Source organism: Plantibacter sp. CFBP 8804 (genome assembly GCF_014841225.1).
Lineage (GTDB): Bacteria > Actinomycetota > Actinomycetes > Actinomycetales > Microbacteriaceae > Plantibacter > Plantibacter auratus.
This window is the reverse complement of record NZ_JACYTU010000004.1, coordinates 23,258-46,064: the sequence shown is the minus strand read 5'-3', so window position 1 is coordinate 46,064 and position 22,807 is coordinate 23,258. Positions and strand designations below refer to the sequence as shown.

General features: G+C 67.5%; 20 protein-coding genes. 5 read left to right on the top strand and 15 right to left on the bottom strand.

The genetic code is table 11. The features are described 5' to 3' along the window. Positions 1-3: 3 nt before the first annotated feature. The 5 genes from IFU11_RS10185 to IFU11_RS10165 form a co-directional block, all read right to left on the bottom strand. Positions 4-897, bottom strand: a complete 894-nt coding sequence (locus IFU11_RS10185) for a LacI family DNA-binding transcriptional regulator (protein ID WP_086472515.1) — start codon at positions 895-897, stop codon at positions 4-6. 73 nt (positions 898-970) lie between these two features. Then, entirely contained in the window at positions 971-2,875 is a 1,905-nt protein-coding gene (locus IFU11_RS10180) for a BNR-4 repeat-containing protein (RefSeq protein ID WP_192018877.1), read from the bottom strand. A gap of 39 nt (positions 2,876-2,914) precedes the next feature. Beyond that, positions 2,915-4,249 carry an ABC transporter substrate-binding protein gene (locus tag IFU11_RS10175; RefSeq protein WP_192018876.1) on the bottom strand — a complete coding sequence of 445 codons (1,335 nt, stop codon included), beginning with the start codon at positions 4,247-4,249 and terminating at the stop codon, positions 2,915-2,917. A 94-nt stretch (positions 4,250-4,343) separates the two neighbouring features. Beyond that, the gene (locus tag IFU11_RS10170) at positions 4,344-5,282 is read right to left on the bottom strand and encodes a carbohydrate ABC transporter permease (protein WP_083397394.1); all 939 of its coding nucleotides are present in this window, start codon (positions 5,280-5,282) and stop codon (positions 4,344-4,346) included. Further along, positions 5,279-6,127: a carbohydrate ABC transporter permease gene (locus tag IFU11_RS10165; protein WP_192018875.1), complete on the bottom strand. Its 849-nt coding sequence runs from the start codon at positions 6,125-6,127 to the stop codon at positions 5,279-5,281. The genes IFU11_RS10170 and IFU11_RS10165 overlap by 4 nt, the downstream gene beginning before the upstream one ends. Positions 6,128-6,399: 272 nt before the next feature. On the opposite strand from IFU11_RS10165, the gene IFU11_RS10160 reads away from it, so the two are divergent. The 4 genes from IFU11_RS10160 to IFU11_RS10145 all read left to right on the top strand — a co-directional run bounded on the left by IFU11_RS10160 (position 6,400) and on the right by IFU11_RS10145 (position 8,461). Further along, positions 6,400-6,939, top strand: coding sequence for a hypothetical protein (locus IFU11_RS10160; protein ID WP_137242905.1), 540 nt, complete (start codon positions 6,400-6,402; stop codon positions 6,937-6,939). 96 nt (positions 6,940-7,035) lie between these two features. Then, positions 7,036-7,476: a hypothetical protein gene (locus tag IFU11_RS10155; RefSeq protein WP_137242906.1), complete on the top strand. Its 441-nt coding sequence runs from the start codon at positions 7,036-7,038 to the stop codon at positions 7,474-7,476. Between the two features lie 88 nt (positions 7,477-7,564). Next, positions 7,565-7,966 carry a peptidoglycan-binding domain-containing protein gene (locus IFU11_RS10150; protein WP_161578585.1) on the top strand — a complete coding sequence of 134 codons (402 nt, stop codon included), beginning with the start codon at positions 7,565-7,567 and terminating at the stop codon, positions 7,964-7,966. An 81-nt stretch (positions 7,967-8,047) separates the two neighbouring features. Next, entirely contained in the window at positions 8,048-8,461 is a 414-nt protein-coding gene (locus tag IFU11_RS10145) for a peptidoglycan-binding domain-containing protein (protein WP_137242908.1), read from the top strand. Positions 8,462-8,546: 85 nt separating this feature from the next. Here IFU11_RS10145 and IFU11_RS10140 read toward each other — a convergent pair whose 3' ends face one another. From IFU11_RS10140 to IFU11_RS10120, 5 genes are all read right to left on the bottom strand, one after another. Continuing rightward, positions 8,547-10,649 (bottom strand): alpha-galactosidase, encoded by a 2,103-nt coding sequence (locus IFU11_RS10140; protein WP_371742756.1) that lies wholly within the window; start codon positions 10,647-10,649, stop codon positions 8,547-8,549. 7 nt (positions 10,650-10,656) lie between these two features. Further along, complete coding sequence (locus IFU11_RS10135) at positions 10,657-11,979, bottom strand: ABC transporter substrate-binding protein (protein WP_192018873.1); 1,323 nt, start codon at positions 11,977-11,979, stop codon at positions 10,657-10,659. Between the two features lie 78 nt (positions 11,980-12,057). Continuing rightward, entirely contained in the window at positions 12,058-12,927 is an 870-nt protein-coding gene (locus tag IFU11_RS10130) for a carbohydrate ABC transporter permease (protein ID WP_079704354.1), read from the bottom strand. Beyond that, positions 12,924-13,868 carry a carbohydrate ABC transporter permease gene (locus tag IFU11_RS10125; protein WP_137242911.1) on the bottom strand — a complete coding sequence of 315 codons (945 nt, stop codon included), beginning with the start codon at positions 13,866-13,868 and terminating at the stop codon, positions 12,924-12,926. The genes IFU11_RS10130 and IFU11_RS10125 overlap by 4 nt, the downstream gene beginning before the upstream one ends. Beyond that, on the bottom strand, positions 13,865-15,874 hold the full coding sequence (locus IFU11_RS10120) for a beta-galactosidase (protein ID WP_192018872.1): 2,010 nt from the start codon (positions 15,872-15,874) through the stop codon (positions 13,865-13,867). The genes IFU11_RS10125 and IFU11_RS10120 overlap by 4 nt, the downstream gene beginning before the upstream one ends. A 151-nt stretch (positions 15,875-16,025) precedes the next feature. On the opposite strand from IFU11_RS10120, the gene IFU11_RS10115 reads away from it, so the two are divergent. Continuing rightward, the gene (locus tag IFU11_RS10115; protein WP_192018871.1) at positions 16,026-17,048 is read left to right on the top strand and encodes a LacI family DNA-binding transcriptional regulator; all 1,023 of its coding nucleotides are present in this window, start codon (positions 16,026-16,028) and stop codon (positions 17,046-17,048) included. Positions 17,049-17,126: 78 nt separating this feature from the next. Here the strand turns inward: IFU11_RS10115 and IFU11_RS10110 are convergent, their stop codons facing one another. The 5 genes from IFU11_RS10110 to manD form a co-directional block, all read right to left on the bottom strand. Further along, on the bottom strand, positions 17,127-17,402 hold the full coding sequence (locus IFU11_RS10110) for a hypothetical protein (protein WP_192018870.1): 276 nt from the start codon (positions 17,400-17,402) through the stop codon (positions 17,127-17,129). Positions 17,403-17,512: 110 nt separating this feature from the next. Next, positions 17,513-18,415, bottom strand: coding sequence for an EamA family transporter RarD (rarD, locus tag IFU11_RS10105; protein WP_192018869.1), 903 nt, complete (start codon positions 18,413-18,415; stop codon positions 17,513-17,515). 33 nt (positions 18,416-18,448) lie between these two features. Beyond that, a complete protein-coding gene (locus tag IFU11_RS10100; RefSeq protein WP_192018868.1) occupies positions 18,449-19,576 on the bottom strand; it encodes an SIR2 family protein in 1,128 nt (375 codons plus the stop codon). A 342-nt stretch (positions 19,577-19,918) separates the two neighbouring features. Continuing rightward, positions 19,919-21,406 carry an ATP-binding protein gene (locus IFU11_RS10095; RefSeq protein ID WP_192018867.1) on the bottom strand — a complete coding sequence of 496 codons (1,488 nt, stop codon included), beginning with the start codon at positions 21,404-21,406 and terminating at the stop codon, positions 19,919-19,921. Between the two features lie 131 nt (positions 21,407-21,537). Next, on the bottom strand, positions 21,538-22,779 hold the full coding sequence (gene manD, locus IFU11_RS10090; RefSeq protein ID WP_192018866.1) for a D-mannonate dehydratase ManD: 1,242 nt from the start codon (positions 22,777-22,779) through the stop codon (positions 21,538-21,540). Positions 22,780-22,807: the final 28 nt, after the last annotated feature.

The window sequence follows — 22,807 nt, the reverse complement described above, 5'->3', positions numbered from 1 at the left end:
ACCTCAGCGTGCCGTGCTGTCGCGCACGACGATCCGCGCGTCGACGACCACGTGCCGGACCGGGGTGTCGGCACCGGGCGGGGCGGCGATCTGGCGTTCGAGCTCGGTGAAGGCCGCGCGCACGATCGCGTCGTAGTCGGGCGCCACCGTCGTGAGCGATGGGGTCGAGAACTGGGCGGCGTGGACGTCGTCGATGCCGATCACCGCGACCTCCTCGGGCACCAGCCGGCCGGCTTCGTGCAGAGCCGCGAGGACGCCGAAGGCGATCGAGTCGTTGGAGCAGACGACGCCGTCGAGCGCGACGCCCTCGGCGGTCATCCTGCGCATCACGCGGCGTCCCTCCTCGGGCGTGAACGCGTCGACGTGTCCGATCAGCGACGGCTCCTGCGCGAGCCCGAGCCGCGCGACCACGTCCCGATACCCGGCGTACCGCTGATCCGCTGCGTCGGACGGTCGTTCGTCCCTGGGCCCGATGAACGCGATCCGGGAGCAGCCGACCTCGGCGAGGTGCGTCGTCGCGGCGTCGGCGGCCGCCCGGTTGTCGATGGAGATGTGCGTGAACGGGCTCACCTGGATGTGCTCGCCGAGGAGCACCAGGGGCCCCGGGGAGGTCCGCCGCGTGAGGTCGCCGACCGTCAGCGAGCGGGGGATGTGGATGAGTCCGTCCGTGAGCGGCAGGCCCACCCCGTTGGCGATGTCGACCTCGCGGTCGTGGTCGCCCTCGGTGTGCTGGATGAGGATCGACAGTCCACGCTCGTCGGCACCACGGACGAGGAGCGTGGTGAGCTCCGCGAAGTACGGTTCGTCGAGGTTCGGGACGGCGAGCGCCACCATGCCCGTGCGCGAACGGCGAGGCACCGGTGCCGACCGCTGAGAGCCGAAGGCGGCGTCCGACATGGTGCTGCTCCTCACTGCTGACCGGGTGGATCCCGGCCGCTCGGGACCGTTGCGGTCCCGACTGAGCACAACGCTATCCCGGGACATCGTCGTTCCTCGCGGATTCGGTGGCCGGTGCCGCGATCGCCTCGATCTCGAAGACCCGCGCGACGTCGGTCGCCGAGGCGGACGGGTCGGTGATGAGCAGGCGCACCGCGTCGACGACCAGTCCGTCCACGGGCGCGGTGACGGTGCCTGCGGTGTTGTCGTCGAACCGTCCGACCTCGACCCAGGCACCGCCCGTCCGGACCTCGATCGTGAAGTCACGGAGCACCGAATCGGTCGAGACTCCCCCGGCGTAGCCGCTCTTGACCCTGACCTCGGCGAGCGCCGTCGGGGCCTGCCAGGCGGCCGTGATCGTGGGTGCCGTATCGCCGACCGCGGAGATCCAGCGACTCGCGTCCGTGCACACGCCGTCGACGGCGAGCGCCCCGCCGGTGTCGGCTCGCAGCGCGGAGGAGGCCGTCACCGTGGCTCCGAGCGCGACGTTCGTCCCGCCGAGGTCGCCTCGGAGTCCGGACACGATGTCGGCGAGCGTCGTGCCGCCGGTCTCCGCGGCCGTACCGCGGTGGATCGAGGCCCAGCGCAGGGTCCCGCGCGTGGTCTCGCTGACCGGTGCCGTCAGATACAGGACGTCGGTCCCGCTCGTGGTCTCCGCTCGCAGGCGCTGTGGGCCGGACTCCGGATCGCCCACGACACGAGCCGACCAGGTCGAGCCGGCTCCCCCTCGCTCCAGCCGGACCACCTGGCTGCGGTTCTCGCCGCAGACCTGCACGGCGAGGACCGCGTAGACGCGGTCGACCCCGCCGGCGCTCGTCGTGTCGATCGCGGCGACGGTCGAGACGCCGGAACCGAGCGCGGAGGCGTCGATGAGCGACTCGTCATTCCAGGCACCGCCGTCCCACGAGGTGTATCGCACGTCGTATGCGGTCTCGTCGGCTTCGACGAACCGGTAGACGATCCCCGCGAGCGCCGTGCCATCGAGGGCGAGTTTCGCGGTCTGCAGCGCCGGCGTGTAGCTGCCGATGGCCTCACCGGCACCGAAGGGGCGCCAGACGACGGATCCCGGGGTGGTCGGGGTGATCGGTCCGGTGAGCGCTGTCCCCGCGACGTCGGCGAAGGAACCGTCGGACGGGTCGTACGTCGCGTACGACCCGAGGTGCCGCGCCGGGTCCGCCGGGAATGGGCCCCATTCCCACAGCACGTGGACGCGGCCGTCGGCGTCCACCTCGAGGTCGTCGGGATAGAAGGAGTAGCCGGTCGCTGCGGCGACCACCGCTTCGCGTTCCCAGACACCGGTGTCGAGGTCGTACCGATAGAGGCGCCCCTCACGTCGTACTTGTGCGTCCGTCCCGACGCGCACGAGTACCCAGGCGTCGCCGTCCGGCCCGCGCGCCGTCACCGGATAGGTGATCGCCGCGTCGAGGTCGGGCATGGACGACGTCGTCTCCACGAGCGAGGTGACGTCGCCGGGTGCACTGGACCGGAACACGTTCCACTGCTCGTTGTGCATCGACACGAAGGCGTGGATGATGCCGTCGCCGTCGACCACGATCGACGGCTGGTTGTGACCGTTGTCGTCGGTGAAGGTCACGCAGGCACCGCCGGCCGTCGAGCGCAGGCACCCTTCGGTCCATGTCCCGTCCGCGCCCCGCGAGGCCAGGTGCACCTCGTGCTTGGAAGCGGTGGACGCCGGCGCGTTGAAGGCGAAATAGGAGACACCGTCGACGACGTCGAGCGGTCGCCACCAGCCGGCCTGGTTCGACGTGTCGACGGTGACGGGCACGGTCTCGACCGAGTCGGTCACCGTACTCGCACCCTCGTCGCTCCGCACTGGTCCTCCTGGAGCGGCGACCGCCGGCGCCGTCACCCCCAGCGCGAGGACCGTGAGTGCGGCCGCGGCGAGCGCGCGGACCGTGTTCGATGAGCTGCGTCGCATGGTTCTCCCGGTGCCGGTCACGATCGTCCGATCCGCGGCTCAGCCGACGAGCTTCTGCGCGGCTGCCCCGGCGGCCTTCATGGCTTCAGCGGGCTTCTCCTGGCCGACGAGGACCGCCTGCACCTTCTCCGCGATCTTCGTCTCGATCTGCGAGTACTGGACGAACTTCCAGAACGGGTTCGTCGAGCTCGTCTTGGTGATCCGGTCGCTGAAGTTCGTGGCGAACGAGTCGTTCTTCACGGCGTCGGAGTTGAGCGCGTCCTCGGTCGCCGGCGGCAGACCACGGGCAGCGAAGTCCTCGAGCACGGTCTCCGGGTCGGACGTGACCCACTGGGCGAAGTCCGCTGCGGTGCCGGCGGCCGGACCGTCGACCACGGCGAGCGCCCCGCCCCACACGAGCGCACGGGGCGTGTCCCCCTGCTTGAGGACCGGCCGGGAGACCGGCTGCAGCTTGCTCGCGAAGTCGGGGTCGGGTGACTCGCCGGTCACCGCGCTCCGTCCGACGATCGCGTCGTCGTAGATCGCGGTGCGGCCCTGCGCGAAGAGGGAGCGTGCGTCGAAGCGGTCGACGTCTGCTGCGATGAGGCCCTGGTCGTACAGGCTCTTGTACCAGGTGACCGCCTCGATGCTGGCGTCATCGCCGATCGTCACGGTGTCCCCGTCGACCAGGGGGCTGCCGAAGGTCTGCATCCAGATGAGGATGTCCTTCAGCTGCGCGGCCTTCGTCGACGCCGCGTAGGGGATCATGCCGTTGCCGAGGCCCTTGAGCTGCTTGAGTGAGCCCTCGAACTCGTCGATCGTCGTGGGGAACTCGCCGATGCCGGCCTGGTCGAGGATCGCCTGGTTGGTGACGAGGCCGATCGCGCCGATCGTCCACGGGAGGCCGTACTGCACGCCGTCGAACGTCGCGGCCGTGAGTCCGGCCTTCGTGTATCCGCGTCCCTCGGTCAGCCCGGACACGTCCTGCAGCTTGCCGAGGCTCGCGAGGGAACCCAGCCACGCGACATCGACGTGGGCGACTCCTGAGAACTGACCGCCGCGGACCTGCAGCATGAGCTGGTTGATGTACTCGTTGTAGGGGAAGGACACCTCACCGACGTCGATCTTGGCCTTGCCCTCGTATTTCTGCAGGAGGCTCTGGATGGCGGGTGCCGAAGCCTTCTCGGTGAGCGACCAGCTCGCGAAGTCGAAGTCGGTCGCTGTGCCGCCGGCGGTCGCCTTCGGGATGGATCCCGCTCCGGGCGCGGCACCGGTGGGCGCACATCCGGCGAGGGTGGCTGCGGCGACGCCGATGCCGAGGAACTGCAGGGCACGGCGGCGGGTGATGACGGTCTGCTGTGCGGCGGTGGCGAAGGACGGGGTGGTGTGGGACATGGCTCCTCCTCGAGCGTGATCCTGGTGGGACGTGTCTGGGTTGGTGGAACGGATTGTGGGGAGACCGGCGGCGGGCCGGTTCGGTGTGCTGCGCTCAGCCCTTCACGGCACCGGCGGTCAGTCCGCCGACGAGGTGACGCTGCAGGGCCATGAACGCGATCGCCACGGGTAGGGAGACGACGAGCGATGCGGCCATGAGCTCGGGCCAAGCCGTGGCCGCCTCACCGACGAAGGTGTTCACGAGGCCGGGCGGGAGGGTCTGCTTGTCGGGTCCCGCCAGCGTGAGCGCGAAGATGAAGTCGTTCCACCCGCGAACGAAGGCGAACAGGCCCGCGGCGACCAGGCCGGGTGCGGACAGCGGCAGCACGATGGAGTGGATGATCCGCAGGCGGGACGCCCCGTCGACGCGAGCCGCCTCGATGAGTTCGTCAGGGATCGTGTCGAAGAACCCCTTCAGCATCCAGACGCACAGCGGCAGGGTGAACGTCGTGAAGGAGAGCACCAGCGCCGCGTAGGTGTTCAGGAGTCCGTAGGCACTGAACACCGAGTACAGGGTGATCAGCAGCAACGCCTGCGGGAACATCTGCGAGGCGAGCACGAAGTACATGAGTGATCGACGCCCGCGGTAGCGGAACTTCGAGAACGAGTAGCCCATGTAGGCCGAGACGATCACGGACAGCAGGGCGGTGATGACCGACACGATGATGCTGTTCCGCAGGTAACCGAACAGGTCCGGGTTCGATGCGAGGGCGGTGTAGGCCTCGAAGCTGATCTCCGTGGGGAAGAGCTTCGGTGGGTAGGAGAAGACCTGGGCTCGCGGGGTCAGCGAGGTGGCCAGCAACCAGTACACCGGCAGCAGCCCGAAGCCGCCGCAGACGATCACCGCGACCCAAGCGCTGATCCGGACCGCCCGGCTCTCCGAGCGGAAGAGCGACGGACGGCGTCGCAGCGTGCCGAGTTCGGTCGCGACGAACGGCGGTTGCGGGTCCGGCGTGGTGTCCTGCGGTGCAGGCGGGGCGGTGGAGACGCTCATTTCTGCTCGCCTTTCTCCGAGAATCGGACGTAGACGACGACGAGCGCCATCAGGAGGATGAGCCAGAGCAGTCCGAGGGCGCCCGCGTGGCCGAGGTCGAAGCCGCGGAAGGCGGTCTCGTAGACGGCGGTGGCGAAGGTCTGGGTGCTCCCGGCCGGACCGCCGCCCGTCAGGACGTAGATGATGTCGAAGTGCTGGAAGTTCCAGATGAACTCGAGCAGCAGGACGAGGCCGATGATGCCCTTCAGCTGCGGGACCGTGATCGAGAAGAAGCGTCGGATGGTCCCGGCGCCGTCCATCTCGGCCGCCTCATGGAGTTCCTGTGGCACGGTCTGCAGGCCGGCGAGCAGCATGACCATGATCCAGGGGAAGGACTGCCAGGTCTTCGCGACGATCACCGCGAACATGGCCGTCTGCGGTTGGGCGAGCCAGGCCTGCGCGTCGACCCCGAACAGGCCGAGGACGGCGTTCGCCACCCCGTAGTTCGCGTTGAAGATCCACATCCAGAGGAACGACACGACGACACCCGGAACGAGCCAGGGGATCAGCATGAGTCCGCGCAGCATCTTGGCACCGCGGATGCGCGTGTTGAGCGCGAGGGCGAGCGCGAAGCCGATGATGAAGGGGGCGATGGTCGTCCCGAGGGTGAAGACCATGGTCTGCCCGAGCAGCTTGAGGAAGTCACCCTGGAGCACGTCGATGATGTTCTGGAATCCGACGAACTCGCGTCCGGGGACGACCAGGCTCTGCTTGAAGAACGCCGTGACGAGCGCGGTCAGCAGCGGATAGGCGACGACCGCCACCAGGAGCGCGAGCCCCGGGAGGACGAGGACGAACGCGAACATCCCGTCCGGCATCCGTCTTGGTTTGTTCGAAACTGTATCTAACTGTGAAGTCGTCATACTCACATCCTTGTGAGGAGCATTCCGCTGCATGCGGGGCTTCCTGGGGCGGCGGCGCTCTTATCAGCGGCCAAGTGTTGTTCAGCATGCCCGGTGTCCGCGTGACAGGTCAACGCGCGGTGGTCACGGTTCAATAACGGACTGTTCGTACTTGATTGAAACTGTCTCATAAGAGCGTCCGTCCGCTGCCGGAGTGGACATGGGAGAGTTGATGGGTGAACTACGACCTCAGCGCTCCTGCTCGCCGCGACATCAAAGGCCTCACGGCCGCCATCGAGTCGGCCGAGGACGCTGCTTCACTGCAAGCGCGTCTGAGCGTGCCCCGCTACGGCGTGTTCGACCTCGTCGGCCGGGCCCGCCGCTCGCCGATCATCGGCGGACTCCTCCTGGCCGGCACGGCACTCGATCAGAACGGCAAGCCGACGAAGCCGTTGCAGGTGCTCGAGTCGATCCCCGAGCTCGACCCCGTCGACCCCGACGCCGGTGCTGTCGCCGCTCAGCTCGCCGAGCTCTCACACGGCGACCTCGTCACGGTGCGGTTCTCCGATGGCGCTTACGGCGACTTCGGAGTGACCGGCATCGCCGTCTGGTCGGTCCCCGGCACCACCTTCCTCGTGGGCGGCTGGCTCATCGGTTCCGCGGGTGCGCCGGCGCCCCGGGTCACCGAGCTCGTCCGTCTCGCACCCGTCGGCGACCACCCGTGGCCCGTCCCGGCCCAGATCACCGTCGTCGGCGAGGACATCGGCATCGACTGACCGCGCTTCGTTCGCCCAAACATGGGCGAACGAGCACACATTCGCCCGAAGATGGGCGAACGAACCGACACACCGGAGGCGCTGGGGGGCGAACCGATGAGCAGGACCGTCCGCGAGGTCGTCTCGGCCGGGATGATGTGCCTCCCGCTGGCAGTGGGGATCGTCACTGCTTGGACCGTTCTCCCGACCGCACCCCCGACGCTCGACGTCCACGTCGACCGGAGCGGAGTGGTCGACGGCACCGCGCCGACCTGGCTCATGGTCGCGGTCCCGCTCGCGCTGTCCGTGGTCGCCGCGGTCCTCGGCCTCGCCGGTCTCCGCGAGTCGTGGCAGGCGAACCGTCGGGTGCAGCGAGCACTCGCCGGAGGAGCGGCCGTGCTGGGTCTCGTCGTCTGGATGTGGTCGGTGGAGTTCACCCGGCTGGCCGGTACGGGAGCCGACCTGGTCGCGCTGCCGGTCGTCCTCTCGGTGTTCGGCGCGATGTTCTGGGGCGTCCTCTGCTTGGTCGTCACCCCGCCCGATCTCCTCGCGGACTGAACCCGGGCATGGGCACCACTGCCCATTCAGGGTTCGAGACGCCCGACCTACGCTCGTGATGTCCGAGCAGTCGACCGAGAGGAACATCATGACCACACGAACGATGCGCAACAGGATCACCATCGCGGGGGCCGTCCTCGGTCTCGCCATCGCCGGCTCCGTCGGCGGCGTGGCGACCGCCACACCAGCCGAAGCAGCCGGTCAGTGCGTCGACTACCAGTACTCGATCGGCGGCGACGGCGGGTGCGTCGCCAACATCCAGACGCTCCTCAACGCCCTCAAGGCCGGAGGTCCCCAGCTGGAGGTCGACGGCCAGTTCGGGGAGCAGACGCGAACGGCCGTCATGGCGCTCCAGAGCACCTTCGGCGTGGAGCCCGACGGGGTCGTCGGCCCCGACACCTGGGCCCAGATGTGCACCCCGCACATGGGCCCCGGGCCGATCACGTGGTACCCCTACGATGCTGCTCGTGCCTCCGGCTGCAACATCTGATGGGCACCACTCCCCATTCACCGTTCGAGACGCTCGACCTACGCTCGTGATGTCCGAGCAGTCGACCGAGAGGAACATGACATGACCACACGAACGATGCGCAACAGGATCACCATCGCGGGGGCCGTCCTCGGTCTCGCCATAGCCGGCTCCGTCGGCGGGGTCGCCACGGCTGCACCGGCCCAAGCGGCGGGCCAGTGCGTCGACTACCAGTACTCCGCCGGCGGCGACGGTAGTTGCGTCGCCAACATCCAGACCCTGCTCAACGCCTTCGGGCCGAGGATCCCCGGTGGTGTGTCCAACCTGGAGGTCGACGGCCAGTTCGGCGACCAGACCCGAGCAGCCGTCGTAGCCTTCCAGACGTACTGGGGCATGCAGGTCGACGGCGTCGTGGGCGCCGAGACCTGGAACATCCTCTGTGCTCCGCAGATGGGACCCGGTCCGGTCGCCTGGTTCCCGTACGACGCGGCTCGCGCCTCCGGCTGCAACATCTGACCGGACCCGCACGACGACACTCCCTCGCCCGTGTTCGGGCGAGGGAGTTCTCGTTCACCCGGGAACGGGCGAACGAACGTGGCGGCTACTCCGCGTCGAGGGTGAAGAGCTGCGCCTGCTCGGGAGCGAGCAGCGGCATCGCGACCCCGACCTCGGCCATCGCGCGGCCGGTGAGCACGACCGAGCCCTCGGTCAGCCACAGTGGCGGCACGTCCTGGATCGACCGGGCGGGCGCGCCGAGGTCGAGCGGGCGGACCCGATAGCGACGCTCGGGATCGAGGCCGGGCACGCGAAGTGGCGCGGGGATCGCCGTCAGCGGTGCGGCGAGCGCCACCTGCGCGACGATCGCGGACGAGCGGTCCTGGGCGATCACCCCGTGCGCGTGCAGTGCCGGGTCGGCGCTGTCCATGCGGACGACCTCGCCCGTGTGCAGCAGCGGGCGAAGGCGCTTGTAGTGCGCGATCCATGTCGCGATCAGCTCGAGTTCCGGCTCGCTCGCCTCGTTGAGGTTCCACTCGATGCCAGCGCTCCCGAAGAGGGCTGTGGCCAGGCGGAACGAGAGGTCCGAGGTGCGCCAGGTGGTGTGCGAACGGGCCGCACCGAGATGACCGCCGAGATACTCCGGTGGAATGACGAGCCCCGTGTGGCGCTGGATCGACTGCCGCTCGAGCGGGTCGTTCGTGTCGCTCGTCCACACCCGCTCGACCCGTTCGAGAATGCCGAGGTCGATCCGCGCGCCACCTGAGGCGCACGACTCGATGTCGACACCGGGGTGCAGCGCACGCACCTCGTCGAGCAGTCGGTAGAGCGCCGTCGTCTGCCGGTGCGCCGAGCCGCCGAGGAGGTCGCGGTTGTGGTCCCACTTGAGGAACGCGATGTCGTACTCGGTCAGCAACGCGTCGAGTCGTCCGAGGAGGTACGCGAAGGCGTCCGGGTTGTCCAGGTCGAGCACCCGTTGGAAGCGCCAGGTCGGAGCGTCCGGGTGCCCGAGGACCCAATCGGGATGCGTGCGCGCGAGCTCGGAGTCGGGGTTCACCATCTCGGGCTCGACCCACAGTCCGAAGTCCATGCCGGCACCGGTCACCGCGTCGATGAGTGGCGACAGCCCGCCCGCCCAGCGTTCCGGGTCGACGAACCAGTCGCCCAGCGCACGGCGGTCGTCCGTGCGACCGGTGAACCAGCCGTCGTCCAGGACGAACCGTTCGACACCGACGCGCTTGGCCTGCTCCACGAGGGTGAGCAGTGTCGGCAGATCGTGGTCGAAGTACACGGCCTCCCAGGTGTTCAGCACCACCGGGCGAGGCTTCGTGATCGTGCTCCACGAGCGGATCCAGGGGTGCAGTCGCGCGGAGACGCCGTCGAGACCAGCGTCGGAGTAGACGGCGACCGTCCACGGCGACTCGTAGGTCTCCCCTGGCTCCAGCGTGACTTCGCCGGGCGCGAGGAGTTCACCGGAGCCGGTGACCACGGGACCGAGTGGCGAGCGCTCACTCCAGATCACCTTGTCGCCGCTCCACGCGAGGTGGGTCGCCCACACTTCGCCGCTGCGGAACTCGAAGCCGGGTGCGCCCGCGACGGACAGGAACGCGTCGTCGTGACCGGGTCGTCCGTGACGGTGCTCGCGCGTCCAGGCACCCTGACCGAGGCGGTGGCGCTGCGGCGTGCGCTCGTGCGTCCAGAGACCGGTGAAGTCGAGGAGTTCGGTGGCGCGGCCGGGAACCGGGAGCACGACGGCGAGGGCGTCGACGGCGAGCGGTCGGTCGACCTCGGCGTCGTTCCGCACCGTGTGCCGGACGCGGAGCACACCCTGGGGGGTCAACTCGATCGTCGAGACGATCGTCACCGCGGCGCGCTCGTCGGAAGTCGTCAGGATCAGCGAGGTGTCGGTGGCCTGTTGGTCGATCAGCCGCAGCGCGAGCAGGTTCGACGCATCGGTTCCGCCCGACCGGTGCACGCCGATACCCGGGCGGCCGCTCCAACCGTCGAACACGGTGGGCAGCAGGCTGAGGCGCGGCGGGGCGTCGATGGAGGAGGGCGGGATCGCCGGCGTCAGCCCGTCGGCGACGGCGATGAGGGAGTCGGCGGCGAGTTCGCCGACATCGGCTCCCCAGTGGAGAATGGTGGGCACCTTCGTGCCGCGGGCGTCGACGATCAGGCTGACGCCCGCGGCACGAAGGTGGTGGATCACTGCTCTGTTACTCCTTGACGGGGATGGACTGCGCCTTGAGGGCGTCGATCGTCGCGGACTGGCCCTTGGTGAGGGCATCGAGCAGGGTTCCGTCGCCGGAGACCGCAGCCTTGAAGCCGTCGGACACGTCGTTGTACGTCTGCGTCATCGTCGGACCCCAGGCGAAGTCCTCCGACACCTCGGAGGAAGCCTCCGCGAAGACATCGTAGATCGGCTGGCCGCCGTAGAAGTCGACGCCCTCCTTGAGGACGGGCAGGTTCAGGCCCTCCTTCGTCGCCGGGTAGATGTTGGCGCTCTTGTTGAGCATGGTGAGTGCCTCATCGGAGGTGTTCAGCCACAGCGCGAACTTCGACGCCTCATAGGGGTGCTTGGAACCGGTGAAGACTGCGGTCGAGGAGCCGCCCCAGTTGCCTGCCGTGGAGTCGCCGGCCTCCCACTGCGGAGCCTTCGCGACGGCCCACTTGCCGGCGGTGTCGGGAGCACCCGAGGCGATGGAGTTCGCGCCCCAGACGGCGGAGTTCCAGGTCCAGGCGGCGCTGGTGTTGTAGGCGTTGTCCCACTCGGTCGTCCAGGTGGGGACGGTCGAGACGAGGTCCTCGTCGATCAGGTCCTGCCAGTAGTCGGCGACCTTCTTGGAGGCGGGGTCGGTCAGGTCGACGGTCCAGTCTCTGCCGTCGTTGTTGAACCAGCTGCCGCCGGCCTGCCAGACGAAGCCGGCGAACTGGTTGATGTCACCCTGCGAGAAGTTGGTGATGTAGGCACCGGTGGCGCGGACCTGCTTGGCGGCCTCCTTGTACTCGGCCCACGTCGTCGGGATGGCGATCCCGTTCTGCTCGAACAGGTCGGCGCGGTAGAACATGGCCATCGGGCCGGAGTCCTGCGGGACGGCGTAGACCGAGTCGGACTCACCGAGCGAGACCTGACCCCAGGTCCAGTCGACGAAGTCGTCCTTGGCGGCCATGACGTCGTCGCACGCACCGAGGTCCATGAGGCCGTTCTGCACGCGGAAGTTCGGCAGGGCGTCGTACTCGATCTGGCCGAGGTCGGGGGCGTTGCCGGCCTTCAGCTGGTTGAAGAAGTTCTGGTACGTACCGCTGTTGCCGTTCGGGCCGGTCTGGACCTTGACCTGGATGTCGGGGTTCTCCTTGTTCCAGACGTCGACGACCTCTTCGATGCCGGGGATCCAGGAGGTGAAGCTGAGGTCGACCTTGCCCTCGGCCGGGGCGCAGGAGGCAGCAGCACTGCCGCCCTCCGACCCGGTGGAGGAGCAGCCGCTCAGGACGACGGCCGACAGCACCGCTGCGGCGACCGCTGTTCTCTTGAGGTTCATAGCGAATCCGTTCTTCTGTGAATGGTGCGGGATGGGTGTTGGTGCGGGATGGAGAGGAGTGTCAGCTCGTCGGTCCGACTACTTCACGGCGCCGGCACCGAGGCCGGAGCGCCAGAACCGCTGGAGCAGGAGGAAGGTGATGACGAGCGGGATGATCGACAGGAATGCGCCGACGAGGACGTAGAGGCGCAGCTCGGGGATCTGGTTGACCTGCGAGTTCCAGGAGTAGAGCCCGAGGGTGACCGGGAACAAGGCTTCGTCGCGCAGCATGATGAGCGGCAGGAAGAAGTTGTTCCAGATGGCGACGAACTGGAAGAGGAACACGGTGACGAGCGCCGGGAACATGAGTCGCACGGAGATGGTGAAGAAGGTCCGGATCTCACCGGCACCGTCGAGACGCGAGGCCTCGAGGAGTTCCTCGGGCACGCTCGACGCCGCGAAGATCCGCGTCAGGTAGACACCGAAGGGGCTCACCAGCGAGGGCAGGAAGACCGCCCAGAACGTGTTCGTGAGGCCCACCTGGCTGAAGATGAGGAACAGCGGGAGCGCGAGCGCGGTCGCGGGGACGAGCACACCGCCGAGGACGACGTTGAAGATCAGGTCGCGTCCCGGGAACCGGTACTTCGCGAGGGCGTAGCCGCACATGGCCGCGAAGAGCGTGCCGAGCAGTGCGCCGAGGCCGGCGTACAGCACCGAGTTCAGCATCCACTTGAGGTAGACGCCGTCGCGGTAGGCGACGAGCTGGCCGATGTTCTCGAACAGGTTGAAGTCAGCGAACCAGAGCGGAGCCGAGTTGCCGAACTGCGCTGACGACTTCGTCGAGGCGATGAACAGCCACCAGATGGGGATGAGGAAGTAGAGCGTGAAGACGAGCATCACGATGAGCGCGCCGGCGCGCGACAGGCGGCTCTCCTGCGGGCCGCGGCCGGTGGACAGGATGGCGGTCATTTGCCTTCCTTTCGCTGCGTGAACTTCAGGAACCCGAAGGAGAGGACGAAGGTCGCCAACGCGAGCACGACCGAGAAGGCGGCTGCGAGGTTCACGTTCGGGATGGACGAGGTGGTGTAGACGGTGAGGTTCGGGGTGAAGGTGCTGCTGACGGCCGAGCTGAAGGTGCGGAACACCTGCGGCTCGGCGAGCAGCTGCAGCGTGCCGATGATCGAGAAGATCGCCGTGAGCACGATCGCCGGCATCACGAGCGGGATCTTGATCGACCAGGCGATGCGCGCCTGACCGGCGCCGTCGAGCCGGGCGGCCTCGTAGATCTCCGTCGGGATGGAGAGCAGCGAGGAGTAGATGATGAGCATGTTGTAGCCGACGAACACCCAGGTGACGACGTTCGCGATGGCCCAGAGCACGAGGTCGGCCGAGAGGAAGTCCACGTTCTGCGTGATCGCGGTGAACGGCGACAGGTTCGGCGAGTAGAGGAAGCCCCACATGATGGCGGCGATCACGCCGGGCACCGCGTACGGGACGAAGAACGCGAGACGGAAGAACCGCTTGCCTCGTAGGAGCGGTGAGTCGAGCAGCAGTGCGAAGAGGAGCGCGAGCCCGAGCATCACCGGCACCTGGACGACGCCGAACAGGAGCACCCGTCCGACGGACTGCCAGAACGGGCCGTTCTGGAAGACCTGCACGTACTGCGCCAGTCCGCCGAATACCTCCCGTGCTTGACCGAAGGTGCCGTCACGCTCGATCACGAGCAGCGACTGGTAGACCGCGTACCCGATCGGCACGAGGTAGAACAGCGTGAACAGCACGGCGAACGGGACGATGAAGATCGCGATCGCCCGCTTGTGCTGCACCACCGCCTTCGGCAACTTGGCCGCCCTCGGCGGGCGGACGGGCCGTGGCGACGTCGCCTCGGCCGTCTCGATGTTGACGCTCATCGCGTGCGGTCCTCTCTGATGACGCGCACGGCGCCGGCTGGCACGCGTGCGATGGAGTCGACGGGTTCGCCGGTGACGAGCTCGCGCCCGCTGGCCGGCAGCTCGACGTCGTTCGTCGAGTGGTTGATGAGGAAGAGGTAGCTCCGTCCCTCATCGGCGCGGCGGATGACCTCGAGGCCCGGCTGGTCCGGATCACCCTGCGGCAGCGCCCCGGCCCCCGCGGCTGCGTCGCGGAGCACCTCGTCGAGCGCGACGGCATCCAGGTTCGTCGCGAGGTACCAGGCGTCGCCGCCACCCGCGATGCGGTTGCGCGTGACGGCCGGGCGACCGGCCGACGGGCCGTCGGCGAAGGAGTCGACGACCTCGGCACCGCGGGCGCGGGTCCGCTCGGACCAGGCCGTCGCGGTCCGGCCCGACGCGAGCGTCAGCACCTGGCCGGGAAGGACGGGGGCGAACTCCTCGACGTTGACGCCGAGCAGCTCACGGAACGCGCCGGGGTAGCCGCCGGGGCGGACCCGGTCCTCCTCGTCGGCGATGCCGCTGAAGAACGTGACGACGGCGTGCCCACCGGCTGCGACGAAGTCCGAGACGACCGCGGCCTCGCTGTCGCGCACCAGGTACAGGTTCGGGACGACGACGAGCCGGTAGGCGGAGAGGTCGGCGCCCGGACGCACGACGTCGACGGTGTGACCCAGACGACGCAGCGACGCGTGGACCGCGTGGACCTGCGAGAGGTGGTCGATCGCGTGGGTCGGGCGACTCTCGCCGTCGGCGGCCCACCAGTTCTCCCAGGAGAAGAGGAGCGCCACGTCGGCCTGGACGCGCGTGCCGGTGATCTCGTCGAGTCGGTCGAGGGTGCCGCCCAGCTCGACGACCTCGCGCCACACGTCCGAGTCGGTACCCGCGTGCGGCAGGAGAGCCGAGTGGAACTTCTCCGAGCCCTGCAGCGACGCCCTCCACTGGAAGAAGCAGATCGCCTCGGCGCCCTTCGCGACGTGCGTCAGGGAGTTGCGGGTCATCTCGCCCGGTGCCTTCGCGAGGTTCTGCGGCTGCCAGTTGACCGCGCCGGTGGACTGCTCCATGAGCAACCACGCACCGCCACCCGCGAGACCGCGCGTGAGGTCGCTCGCGAACGCGAGTTCGGCCGTGGGGTCCGCGAGGCGGTTGTCGAGGTAGTGGTCGTTGGCGACGACGTCCATCTCGGGCGCCCACTGCCAGTAGTCGAGGTTCCGGATGTGCGCGGTGACCATGAAGTTGGTCGTGACTGGCACCGAGCTGTGGCGGCGCAGGACCTCGAGCTCGGCCCGGTAGTAGCCGAGGAGCTCGTCGGAGGAGAAGCGGTGGAAGTCGATGACCTGGCTCGGGTTCCGGCTCGACAGGGTCAAGCGCGGCGGCAGGATCTCGGCGAAGTCGCTGTACTGCTGGCTCCAGAACGACGTGCCCCACGCGGTGTTCAGGCGCTCGATCGTCTCGTAGCGGGCGCGGAGCCAGCCCCGGAAGGCCTCGGCGCTCTCGTCGTCGTAGCAGAGCGCGTTGTGGCAGCCGAGTTCGTTCGACACGTGCCAGAGCTCGACGGCGGGGTGCTCGCCGTAGCGTTCAGCGACGCGCTCGACGAGTTCGAGGGCGTAGCGACGGAAGACCGCGGACGACGGGCACCAGGCCTGGCGACCGCCGGGGAAGCGCGTCGTCCCGTCCTCGGTCTCGGGGAGGATCTCCGGGTGCCGGAACGTCAGCCACGGTGGCGCCGATGCGGTGCCGGTCCCGAGGTTGACCCGGATGCCGGCCTCGTGGAGCAGGTCGAGGATCTCGTCGAGCCCGGCGAAGTCGAACTCCCCCGGCCGTGGCTCGAGGTGCGACCAGCCGAAGATGTTGAGGGCGACGAGGTCGACGCCCGCCTCCTGCATGAGCGCGACATCTTCGCGCCAGACGGACCGATCCCACTGCTCGGGGTTGTAGTCGCAGCCGTAGGCGATGCCGTCGTGGCTGAACGTGGGGGTCGTGCTCATGGTGCCTTCCGCAATCTGTGAACGTGCACAGATCGAAGAGCGACAACTCCACGTTGAGAGTCTGTGAACGTACACAGAGTAGGCGTGCGTTTCTGAATCTGTCAACACGGAGCCCGCCGAAGGCCGCCCGGACCGGCGCTAGGGTGGAGCCGTGACCCCTCCGCCGACCCGACGCAAACGAGCGACGGTGCACGATGTCGCCGTCGAGGCCGGCGTCTCCCGGGGCACGGTCAGCCGGGTCGTCAACGGCGAGCGCTACGTGTCCGCTGAAGCGCGCGAGGCGATCGAAGCCGCCATCGAGAAGGTCGGCTACGTGCCGAACACGGCCGCCCGGAACCTCGTCATGCAGCGCACCCAGGCCGTCGGGTTCGTCGTCCACGAGCCGCACAGCCTGTTCGTCGACGACCCCAACATCGGCAACATCCTGCTCGGGGCGAACGAGGCCCTGTCACAGGCCGACCACCAGCTCGTCTGCCTGGTCGTCGACTCCGAGCGCGACACCGACCGCATCACCCGGTACCTCTCGGGCGGCTTCGTCGACGGGGTGATCATGGTCTCCGCTCGCCAGAACGACCCGATCACGCGCGTCATCGAGCGCCTCGGTCTCCCCGCGACCTTCGTCGGCCACCCGCCCGACCTCCGTGAGCTCCCCTTCGTCGGGATCGACAACCGGTCGGCGTCGGTCGACATCACCGGAGAGCTGATCGGCGCCGGTCGACAGCACATCGGCATGATCGCGGCAGCCCTCGACCGGGACTCCGGCTCCGACCGACTGGCCGGATTCCGCGATGCGCTCGGCGACCGCTTCGACGAACGACTCGTCGTGGAGGTCCCGCTCTACTCGCACCAGGACGGCTTCGCCGGCATGTCGGAGCTGCTCCGCCGCGAGCCGGCCGTCGACGGCGTGTTCGCGGCTTCGGACGCCGTCGCGGCCGGAGCGCTCGAAGCCCTTCGGGCGGCAGGGCGGAGCGTGCCGGAGGACGTGTCGGTCGTCGGCTTCGACGACTCGGCGTGGGCGCTCCGTTGCCACCCGCCCCTCACCACGGTCCACCAGCCGGCGGCGGCCGTCGGTCAGCGCGCGGCGGAAGTGCTCCTCGCGCAGCTCCGGGGCGAGACGATCTCGCCCATCGGCTCGTTCGTCCCCACGTCGATCGTGCGTCGCGGGAGCGTCTGACCCCCTTGGTTCGCCCGTTCTTGGGCGAACCAGCACTCCGTCGCCCAAGAATGGGCGAATGAATGCCGGTGGAGCGACTCAGAGCTGCGGCGACGGCCGTCGGATCGCGGCGCGCTTGGCCTCGTCGAAGGTGTCCACATGCAGCCATTCAGGCGGGCTGGGCGCCACGATGAGGACGTCGTAACCGGCGCCCTGTGCCTCGACGTATGCGAGACAACATTCGGGTGAGGAGGGATCGGCGTCGTTCGAGATCCGCCATTGCCGGGCACCGATCGGGACGACGTGGTGCCGTTCGGACGAGTCTCGCGCTGGAGACACATCGTGCTGTAAGGGAAAGGACGGCTCGAGCGACACTGCTGGAGCATGCTTCGTGACCATGCCATCAGGTTAGGCGCGCTCGCGGAACGCGTCCCGAGGCTTGACTTCACAGGTTCGCGGCGACGCGCCGTGCTGGGGGACGGCGGTCAGCGCGGGCGTCGCACGGTCTCGAGCCCCAAGAACACGAGGGCGACCACGATCGGGCCGTAGACGAACCCGTCGGCGAGGGTCAGTGATTCGCCGAGGAGGAGGACCGCCACGAGGACCAGCAGCACCGGTTCCAGATAGCTGAGCAGCCCGAAGACGCCGAACGACAGCAGACGACTCGCGACGAGGTACAGCACGAGGGCGACACCGCCGATCACCCCGAGGAGCACGATCCCCCAGCCCAGCTGCGGGTGCGCGGCCAGGATGGCGAGTGAGGCCGGTTGCAGCGCCAGCACGATTGCGACGGGGACGAGGACCGTCAGCTCGAAGCAGAACGCACCGATGGAGTCGAGCCCGGCTCGGCGCCGGATCGCGAAGTACACCGGGTAGCCGACGGCGACCGCGATGGTCGCCCAGGACAACCCACCGGCGACGACGATCGCGGCGGTGACACCGATGGCGGCTGCGACGACCGCAGCGATCCGGAGCGGTGCGAGTCGCTCCCGATGCAGGACGACGCCGACCACGACCATCGCCAATGGCATCAGCAGGTAGCCGAGCGCGAGTTCGAGCCCGTGCCCGGTCTGCGGTGCCCAACCGAAGAGCCACAGCTGCAGGGACAACAGGAGCCCGTCGAGGACGACCACGAGGACGAGGAGCGGACGACGTGCGAGACGGACCGCGATGTCGCGGACGTCCCGCCACCACCCGAACACCGCGATGAGCGTCGCCAGCACCGGCACCGTCGCGATCACGCGCCAGGCGAAGATCTCGTTCGCCCCGAACGGCTCCAGCAGCGGTGGCAGGAAGAACAGCGCCGCGAACAGGAACGAGGCGACGACGGAGACGAGGACCCCGCGGGGCGTCGTCTCGCGATGCTCAGGGGGAAGGGCGGCCGTCACGGGTCCTCACCCTATCGTCGGCGCCCGTGCGACTCAGCGAGTGAAATGCTGCCACGTCTGACGCCGTTCGATCCCGCTGGCCCCATCACGGTCGATCGTGAGCCAGGTCGCCGCGCCGTGCCTATCTTCCCGCCAGCCGAGGCAATCCAGCACTTGATCTCGACTGAGCTCGTCACCAAGGGTGACAACGAGGACTTCGATCGGGAGTCCTGCTCGACGGCGGTGCTTGAGAGCTTTTCGGAGACGTTCGTTGATGCAGGCGTCGCGGAAGGAGTACCCGACCACCAGCCATCGCTCGTCAGCGCGAAAGGCCGACGAAAGCATGTCGTAGACCAAGCTGAACGGGTACTTGGCAACCTGCGTCGCCTTGTCCCGCTGGTTCGCCAACACAACGACGGGGCGAAGTTTGGTGGTGTTGTTCCTTACGGACCTCCAAACGGGCGTCTCGCGCATCATCTCGATGGGCAGCTTGGCATATCGCGATCGAGCATCCTTCCAGTACGTCACGCTACCGTGCGCTTGCAGGAGCCGGATGCGATGAGAAGGGAATTCGTCTGCAGATGCCCGTAACGGTTGGACCGAACGTTTGACTCCACCGAACCGCGCATTGAGCCGCTTCCGCCCGTCGCCAAGATCGGCGAACGATCCTCGGCACGTCTCGGTCAGCGCGGAGAGCAACAAGGTGTCGTAGTTGAGATTGCCGATGGTGATTTCGCCATCAAACCCGTCTCGGAGGGCTTCGACGAAATGATGGAGATCCTCGGCATTCTCGCCCCCTCCTCTCGACCGTTCTGCGATGACCTCTAGTACGTGGCTGACGCCGCTGTCGCGGATCGTGCGAGCGAAACGCCTAGTCCGCTTGATCGATCGGCGGAGCTTGCGAGCATGTGGGAGCTGCAGTCGTGCGAGCGACTGCAGGTGCTGAAGCGTGCGGGACTCTGCACCGAAGGCACCCACAAGCACCTCGAAGTCGCCGTCACTCGAGGCACCGTCGGGAAGTGCTCGCGCGGCGAGCTGTTGCATCGCCTTGACGATACGCCCGCCCTGGGTCGACTCAGCTTCCAATCGACGGAGGACCTCGGCGGTAATCGCCTGCAGCGCCAGTTGACGATTGAAGGCGACACTCAGACCGTTCCCCACCAGAACCGCGACGTCTCCCATCGTGACCCCCTACGTATCCGCCACACACCGCATCCCCGCGAGAGCGCCCGCATGGTGTAATTTCACATTTATATATACAATACACACCTGGTCGGCCAACTGTCGACCGGGCATTTTAGCGAACAACGAGCGCGTCTGCACCAGCCTGCCCCAACCGCATCCACGGTCGACCCGCCGGCCGTGACCACCCCGCAGCAACGGCTGCGCTCACCCCGCCCAAGCGTCAAACACCGATCAAACAAACACGGAGAAGCGGTTCTCGCTTTTGCCCTGTTCAGAGGCTAATTCGTCGGGCCGACTACTAAGAAGGTCGTCTGAGATGCGAATCGAGTCAACCATCGCTCAAGGATCTGCCGTGTCTTTGACCCAGAACGGGACGTAGCGCCGGCTCTTGGCTCCAACCGAATCGTCCTCCAACACAAGTAGGCCGCTTTGCAGCGCATCCCTCAGCACGCGCGAAGCCTGAGCGCTGTTCGCGTCCGGAATGCCGAACCTCTCACGGACCGACGAGTTCGTCGTGGGCTCCCCTGAGACGTGACGTAGAGAGGCATGCAGGTACACCGCTTCCACCCGCTCGCTCGCGGTCATTTCGGCGAAGCCACGTGGAGCGTAAACGACAACTTTGGTGTGACCCGCCTCGACCGAGATCTTCGGAGCGGGCAGCTGATACCTCTCGACCTGCGCAGCGATCTTCTCCCAGCCGGAACCACGCTCTTCCGATATATGCGCCCTTGTCATGAATGATGCGAGCGACTCGTTTCTCGATGGCGGTCTAGCGCCGAGGAACCGTCTCACGCTGATGAGCGGCTCCCCCGGATTGGTGAATTCGATCCGGTTCGAGAAGACCTCCACCATCGGTCCGCTTCCTGCAACAGACAGATCCTGGTGGATCAGCATGTTCGCCGTGAGCTCTCGCACAACTGCATCCGGATACAACGGCTGATCCCGACGTAGTCCGTTCTCGATGGCCTCCTTCCGGGGCAGGAGCGCAGAGAGATACTCCATCAGTCCTTCGAACCCCGCCGCGTATCCGCGCTCACCCCGCTGCTCTCGCAAGGTTTCAGCCCTGTTCGAGGTTCGGTACACCACGACACGGGGCGCCTTCCGGCTGACGCTTGGGAACTCACTGAGATCTCGAGCGAACATCAGCGCACCGAGATTTGTGACAGCTGTCCCATTTCCGGAGCGCACCAACAGTCCCTCAGAAACGAACTTCTCCGCAATGGCTCGCCGTGTCTCCGACAGCGGAGTTCCGGTGAGTTCGAAGTAAGCGCCGTAAGCGAGAAGGTTGACGGCGCCTTCATCACTCAGACCCTGTCGTGCGACGCCTGCCTCAAAATTCGTCCCACGGAACGACTCCCAGAGCCTTGCTTCGTACTCCGGATAGGCACGCAGAAGCTTCTTGTACGTGCCCACTCGAACAAATCGTTCTGAGAGAAACGCGATCGGCCGCGAGCGAGCAGCGTCAATCTCGAGGAGGACCACCGTTGTTTCACCACTGATAGCTACTCGCCGGAACTGAAAATAGACCTGCGGATCGAGGTTTCGGGTGAGCCAGGGGATGAAGTCCTCGCCCTTGGCCCTGGTATTCCACGGATCGAATATCGTGCCGACGACGAGATGGTCCGAATCTCGCACACCCCAGACCATGTACGCATGTGTTCGCCCGTGCAAGACCGCGGCGTTTGACAGCGCAGAGATGTACTCACCGATTTCGCGAGGATCTGCATTGTTCTCTTTGAACTCAAGCCAGGGTCGCTCTGCGTCCTCCAGGCAGAGTTCAGCTATCAGGCGATGATCCGGGGTCAGCGACTGCACGAACTGGGGCAATCGATCACGGTGCCGTCTCCTCATAAGCTGATTAAGGGGAGCCGGGCTCGCACGATGCTCAAGAGTGAGGATCGCCGCCGTCAGGGGCGGAAACCCCCCTGATGATCCAGAGTATTAGATACCGCCGCCGCTCACCAGTCGTGGACGGTGCCGTCCGTCAGCCGGTTCACCGGCAGGTACGCCTTCGTGTACTCGAATGCGGCGGCCGCGTCCTCGTCGAGTTCGACGCCGAGGCCGGGCTGCTCGCCGGGGTGCAGGAAGCCGTCGTCGAAGGTGAAGGAGGTCTGGAACACCTCGAGGGTCTGCTCGTTGTGCGGCATGTACTCCTGGATCCCGAAGTTGTGGATCGCGAGGTCGAGGTGCAGCGCTGCGGCCATCCCGATGGGCGAGATGTCGGTGGGGCCGTGGATGCCGGAACGGATCCCGTAGATCGCCGCGAAGTCGAGCAGTTTCTTCATCGCCGTGATGCCACCGGTGTGCGTCACCGCCGAGCGGACGTAGTCGATGAGGCGCTCGGTGATGAGGGTCTGGTAGTCGTACACCGAGTTGAAGACCTCGCCGATGGCCAGCGGCGTGGTCGAGTGCTGGCGGACGAGTCGCAGGGCGGTCTGGTCCTCCCCCGGTGTGCAGTCCTCGAGCCAGAAGAGCTTGTACGGCTCGATGTCCTTCGCGAACCGGGCGGCCTCGATCGGCGACATGCGGTGGTGTCCGTCATGCAGGATCCGGAGGCCCGTCCCGAAGTCCTCGCGGATCCGTTCGAAGACGCCCGGCATGTGCGCGAGGTAGCCGGCGGTGTCCCAGGACTCCTCGGTCGGTGCCGTGGCCGCCGAGCCGTCCGCCGCGCGCTTCGCCGGCTCGTAGTCGTAGCGGACGCCGGGCCCTGAGGCGGACACCCCGTACACCTGCCCGAGCCCCGGCACACCGGTCTGGACGCGCACCGCGGTGAACCCGAGCTCCTGGTACCCGGTGATCGCGTTGGCGAGCGCCTGGTAGTCCGTCCCCGAGGCGTGGGCGTACGCCCGGATCCCCGATCGGCTCGCCCCGCCGAGCAGCTGGTACAGCGGCACCTCGGCCTTCTTCGCCTTGATGTCCCAGAGCGCCATGTCCACCGCGGCGATGGCCGCCATCGTGACGGGCCCGCGCCGCCAGTAGGGTCCGCGGTACAGGTACTGCCAGGTGTCCTCGATGCGGTCCTCATCGCGGCCGATCAGCATCGACGCGACATGGTCGCCGAGGTACGACGCGACAGCGAGCTCACGCCCGTTGAGGGTCGCGTCGCCCCAGCCCACGACACCGTCGCTGGTGGTGATCTTCAGGGTGACGAAGTTCCGGCCGGGACTCGTGACGATGACGTCCGCGCGTTCGATGCTCATGAGGTTCCTTTCGAGGAGGTCGGATGCC

Bases quoted from the DNA above. Each gene is read 5' to 3' on its own strand.
- IFU11_RS10185 (WP_086472515.1), bottom strand. From the start codon at position 897: ATGTCGGACGCCGCCTTCGGCTCTCAGCGGTCGGCACCGGTGCCTCGC.
- IFU11_RS10180 (WP_192018877.1), bottom strand. From the start codon at position 2,875: ATGCGACGCAGCTCATCGAACACGGTCCGCGCGCTCGCCGCGGCCGCA.
- IFU11_RS10175 (WP_192018876.1), bottom strand. From the start codon at position 4,249: ATGTCCCACACCACCCCGTCCTTCGCCACCGCCGCACAGCAGACCGTC.
- IFU11_RS10170 (WP_083397394.1), bottom strand. From the start codon at position 5,282: ATGAGCGTCTCCACCGCCCCGCCTGCACCGCAGGACACCACGCCGGAC.
- IFU11_RS10165 (WP_192018875.1), bottom strand. From the start codon at position 6,127: ATGTTCGCGTTCGTCCTCGTCCTCCCGGGGCTCGCGCTCCTGGTGGCG.
- IFU11_RS10155 (WP_137242906.1), top strand. From the start codon at position 7,036: ATGAGCAGGACCGTCCGCGAGGTCGTCTCGGCCGGGATGATGTGCCTC.
- IFU11_RS10150 (WP_161578585.1), top strand. From the start codon at position 7,565: ATGACCACACGAACGATGCGCAACAGGATCACCATCGCGGGGGCCGTC.
- IFU11_RS10145 (WP_137242908.1), top strand. From the start codon at position 8,048: ATGACCACACGAACGATGCGCAACAGGATCACCATCGCGGGGGCCGTC.
- IFU11_RS10135 (WP_192018873.1), bottom strand. From the start codon at position 11,979: ATGAACCTCAAGAGAACAGCGGTCGCCGCAGCGGTGCTGTCGGCCGTC.
- IFU11_RS10130 (WP_079704354.1), bottom strand. From the start codon at position 12,927: ATGACCGCCATCCTGTCCACCGGCCGCGGCCCGCAGGAGAGCCGCCTG.
- IFU11_RS10125 (WP_137242911.1), bottom strand. From the start codon at position 13,868: ATGAGCGTCAACATCGAGACGGCCGAGGCGACGTCGCCACGGCCCGTC.
- IFU11_RS10120 (WP_192018872.1), bottom strand. From the start codon at position 15,874: ATGAGCACGACCCCCACGTTCAGCCACGACGGCATCGCCTACGGCTGC.
- IFU11_RS10100 (WP_192018868.1), bottom strand. From the start codon at position 19,576: ATGGGAGACGTCGCGGTTCTGGTGGGGAACGGTCTGAGTGTCGCCTTC.
- manD (WP_192018866.1), bottom strand. From the start codon at position 22,779: ATGAGCATCGAACGCGCGGACGTCATCGTCACGAGTCCCGGCCGGAAC.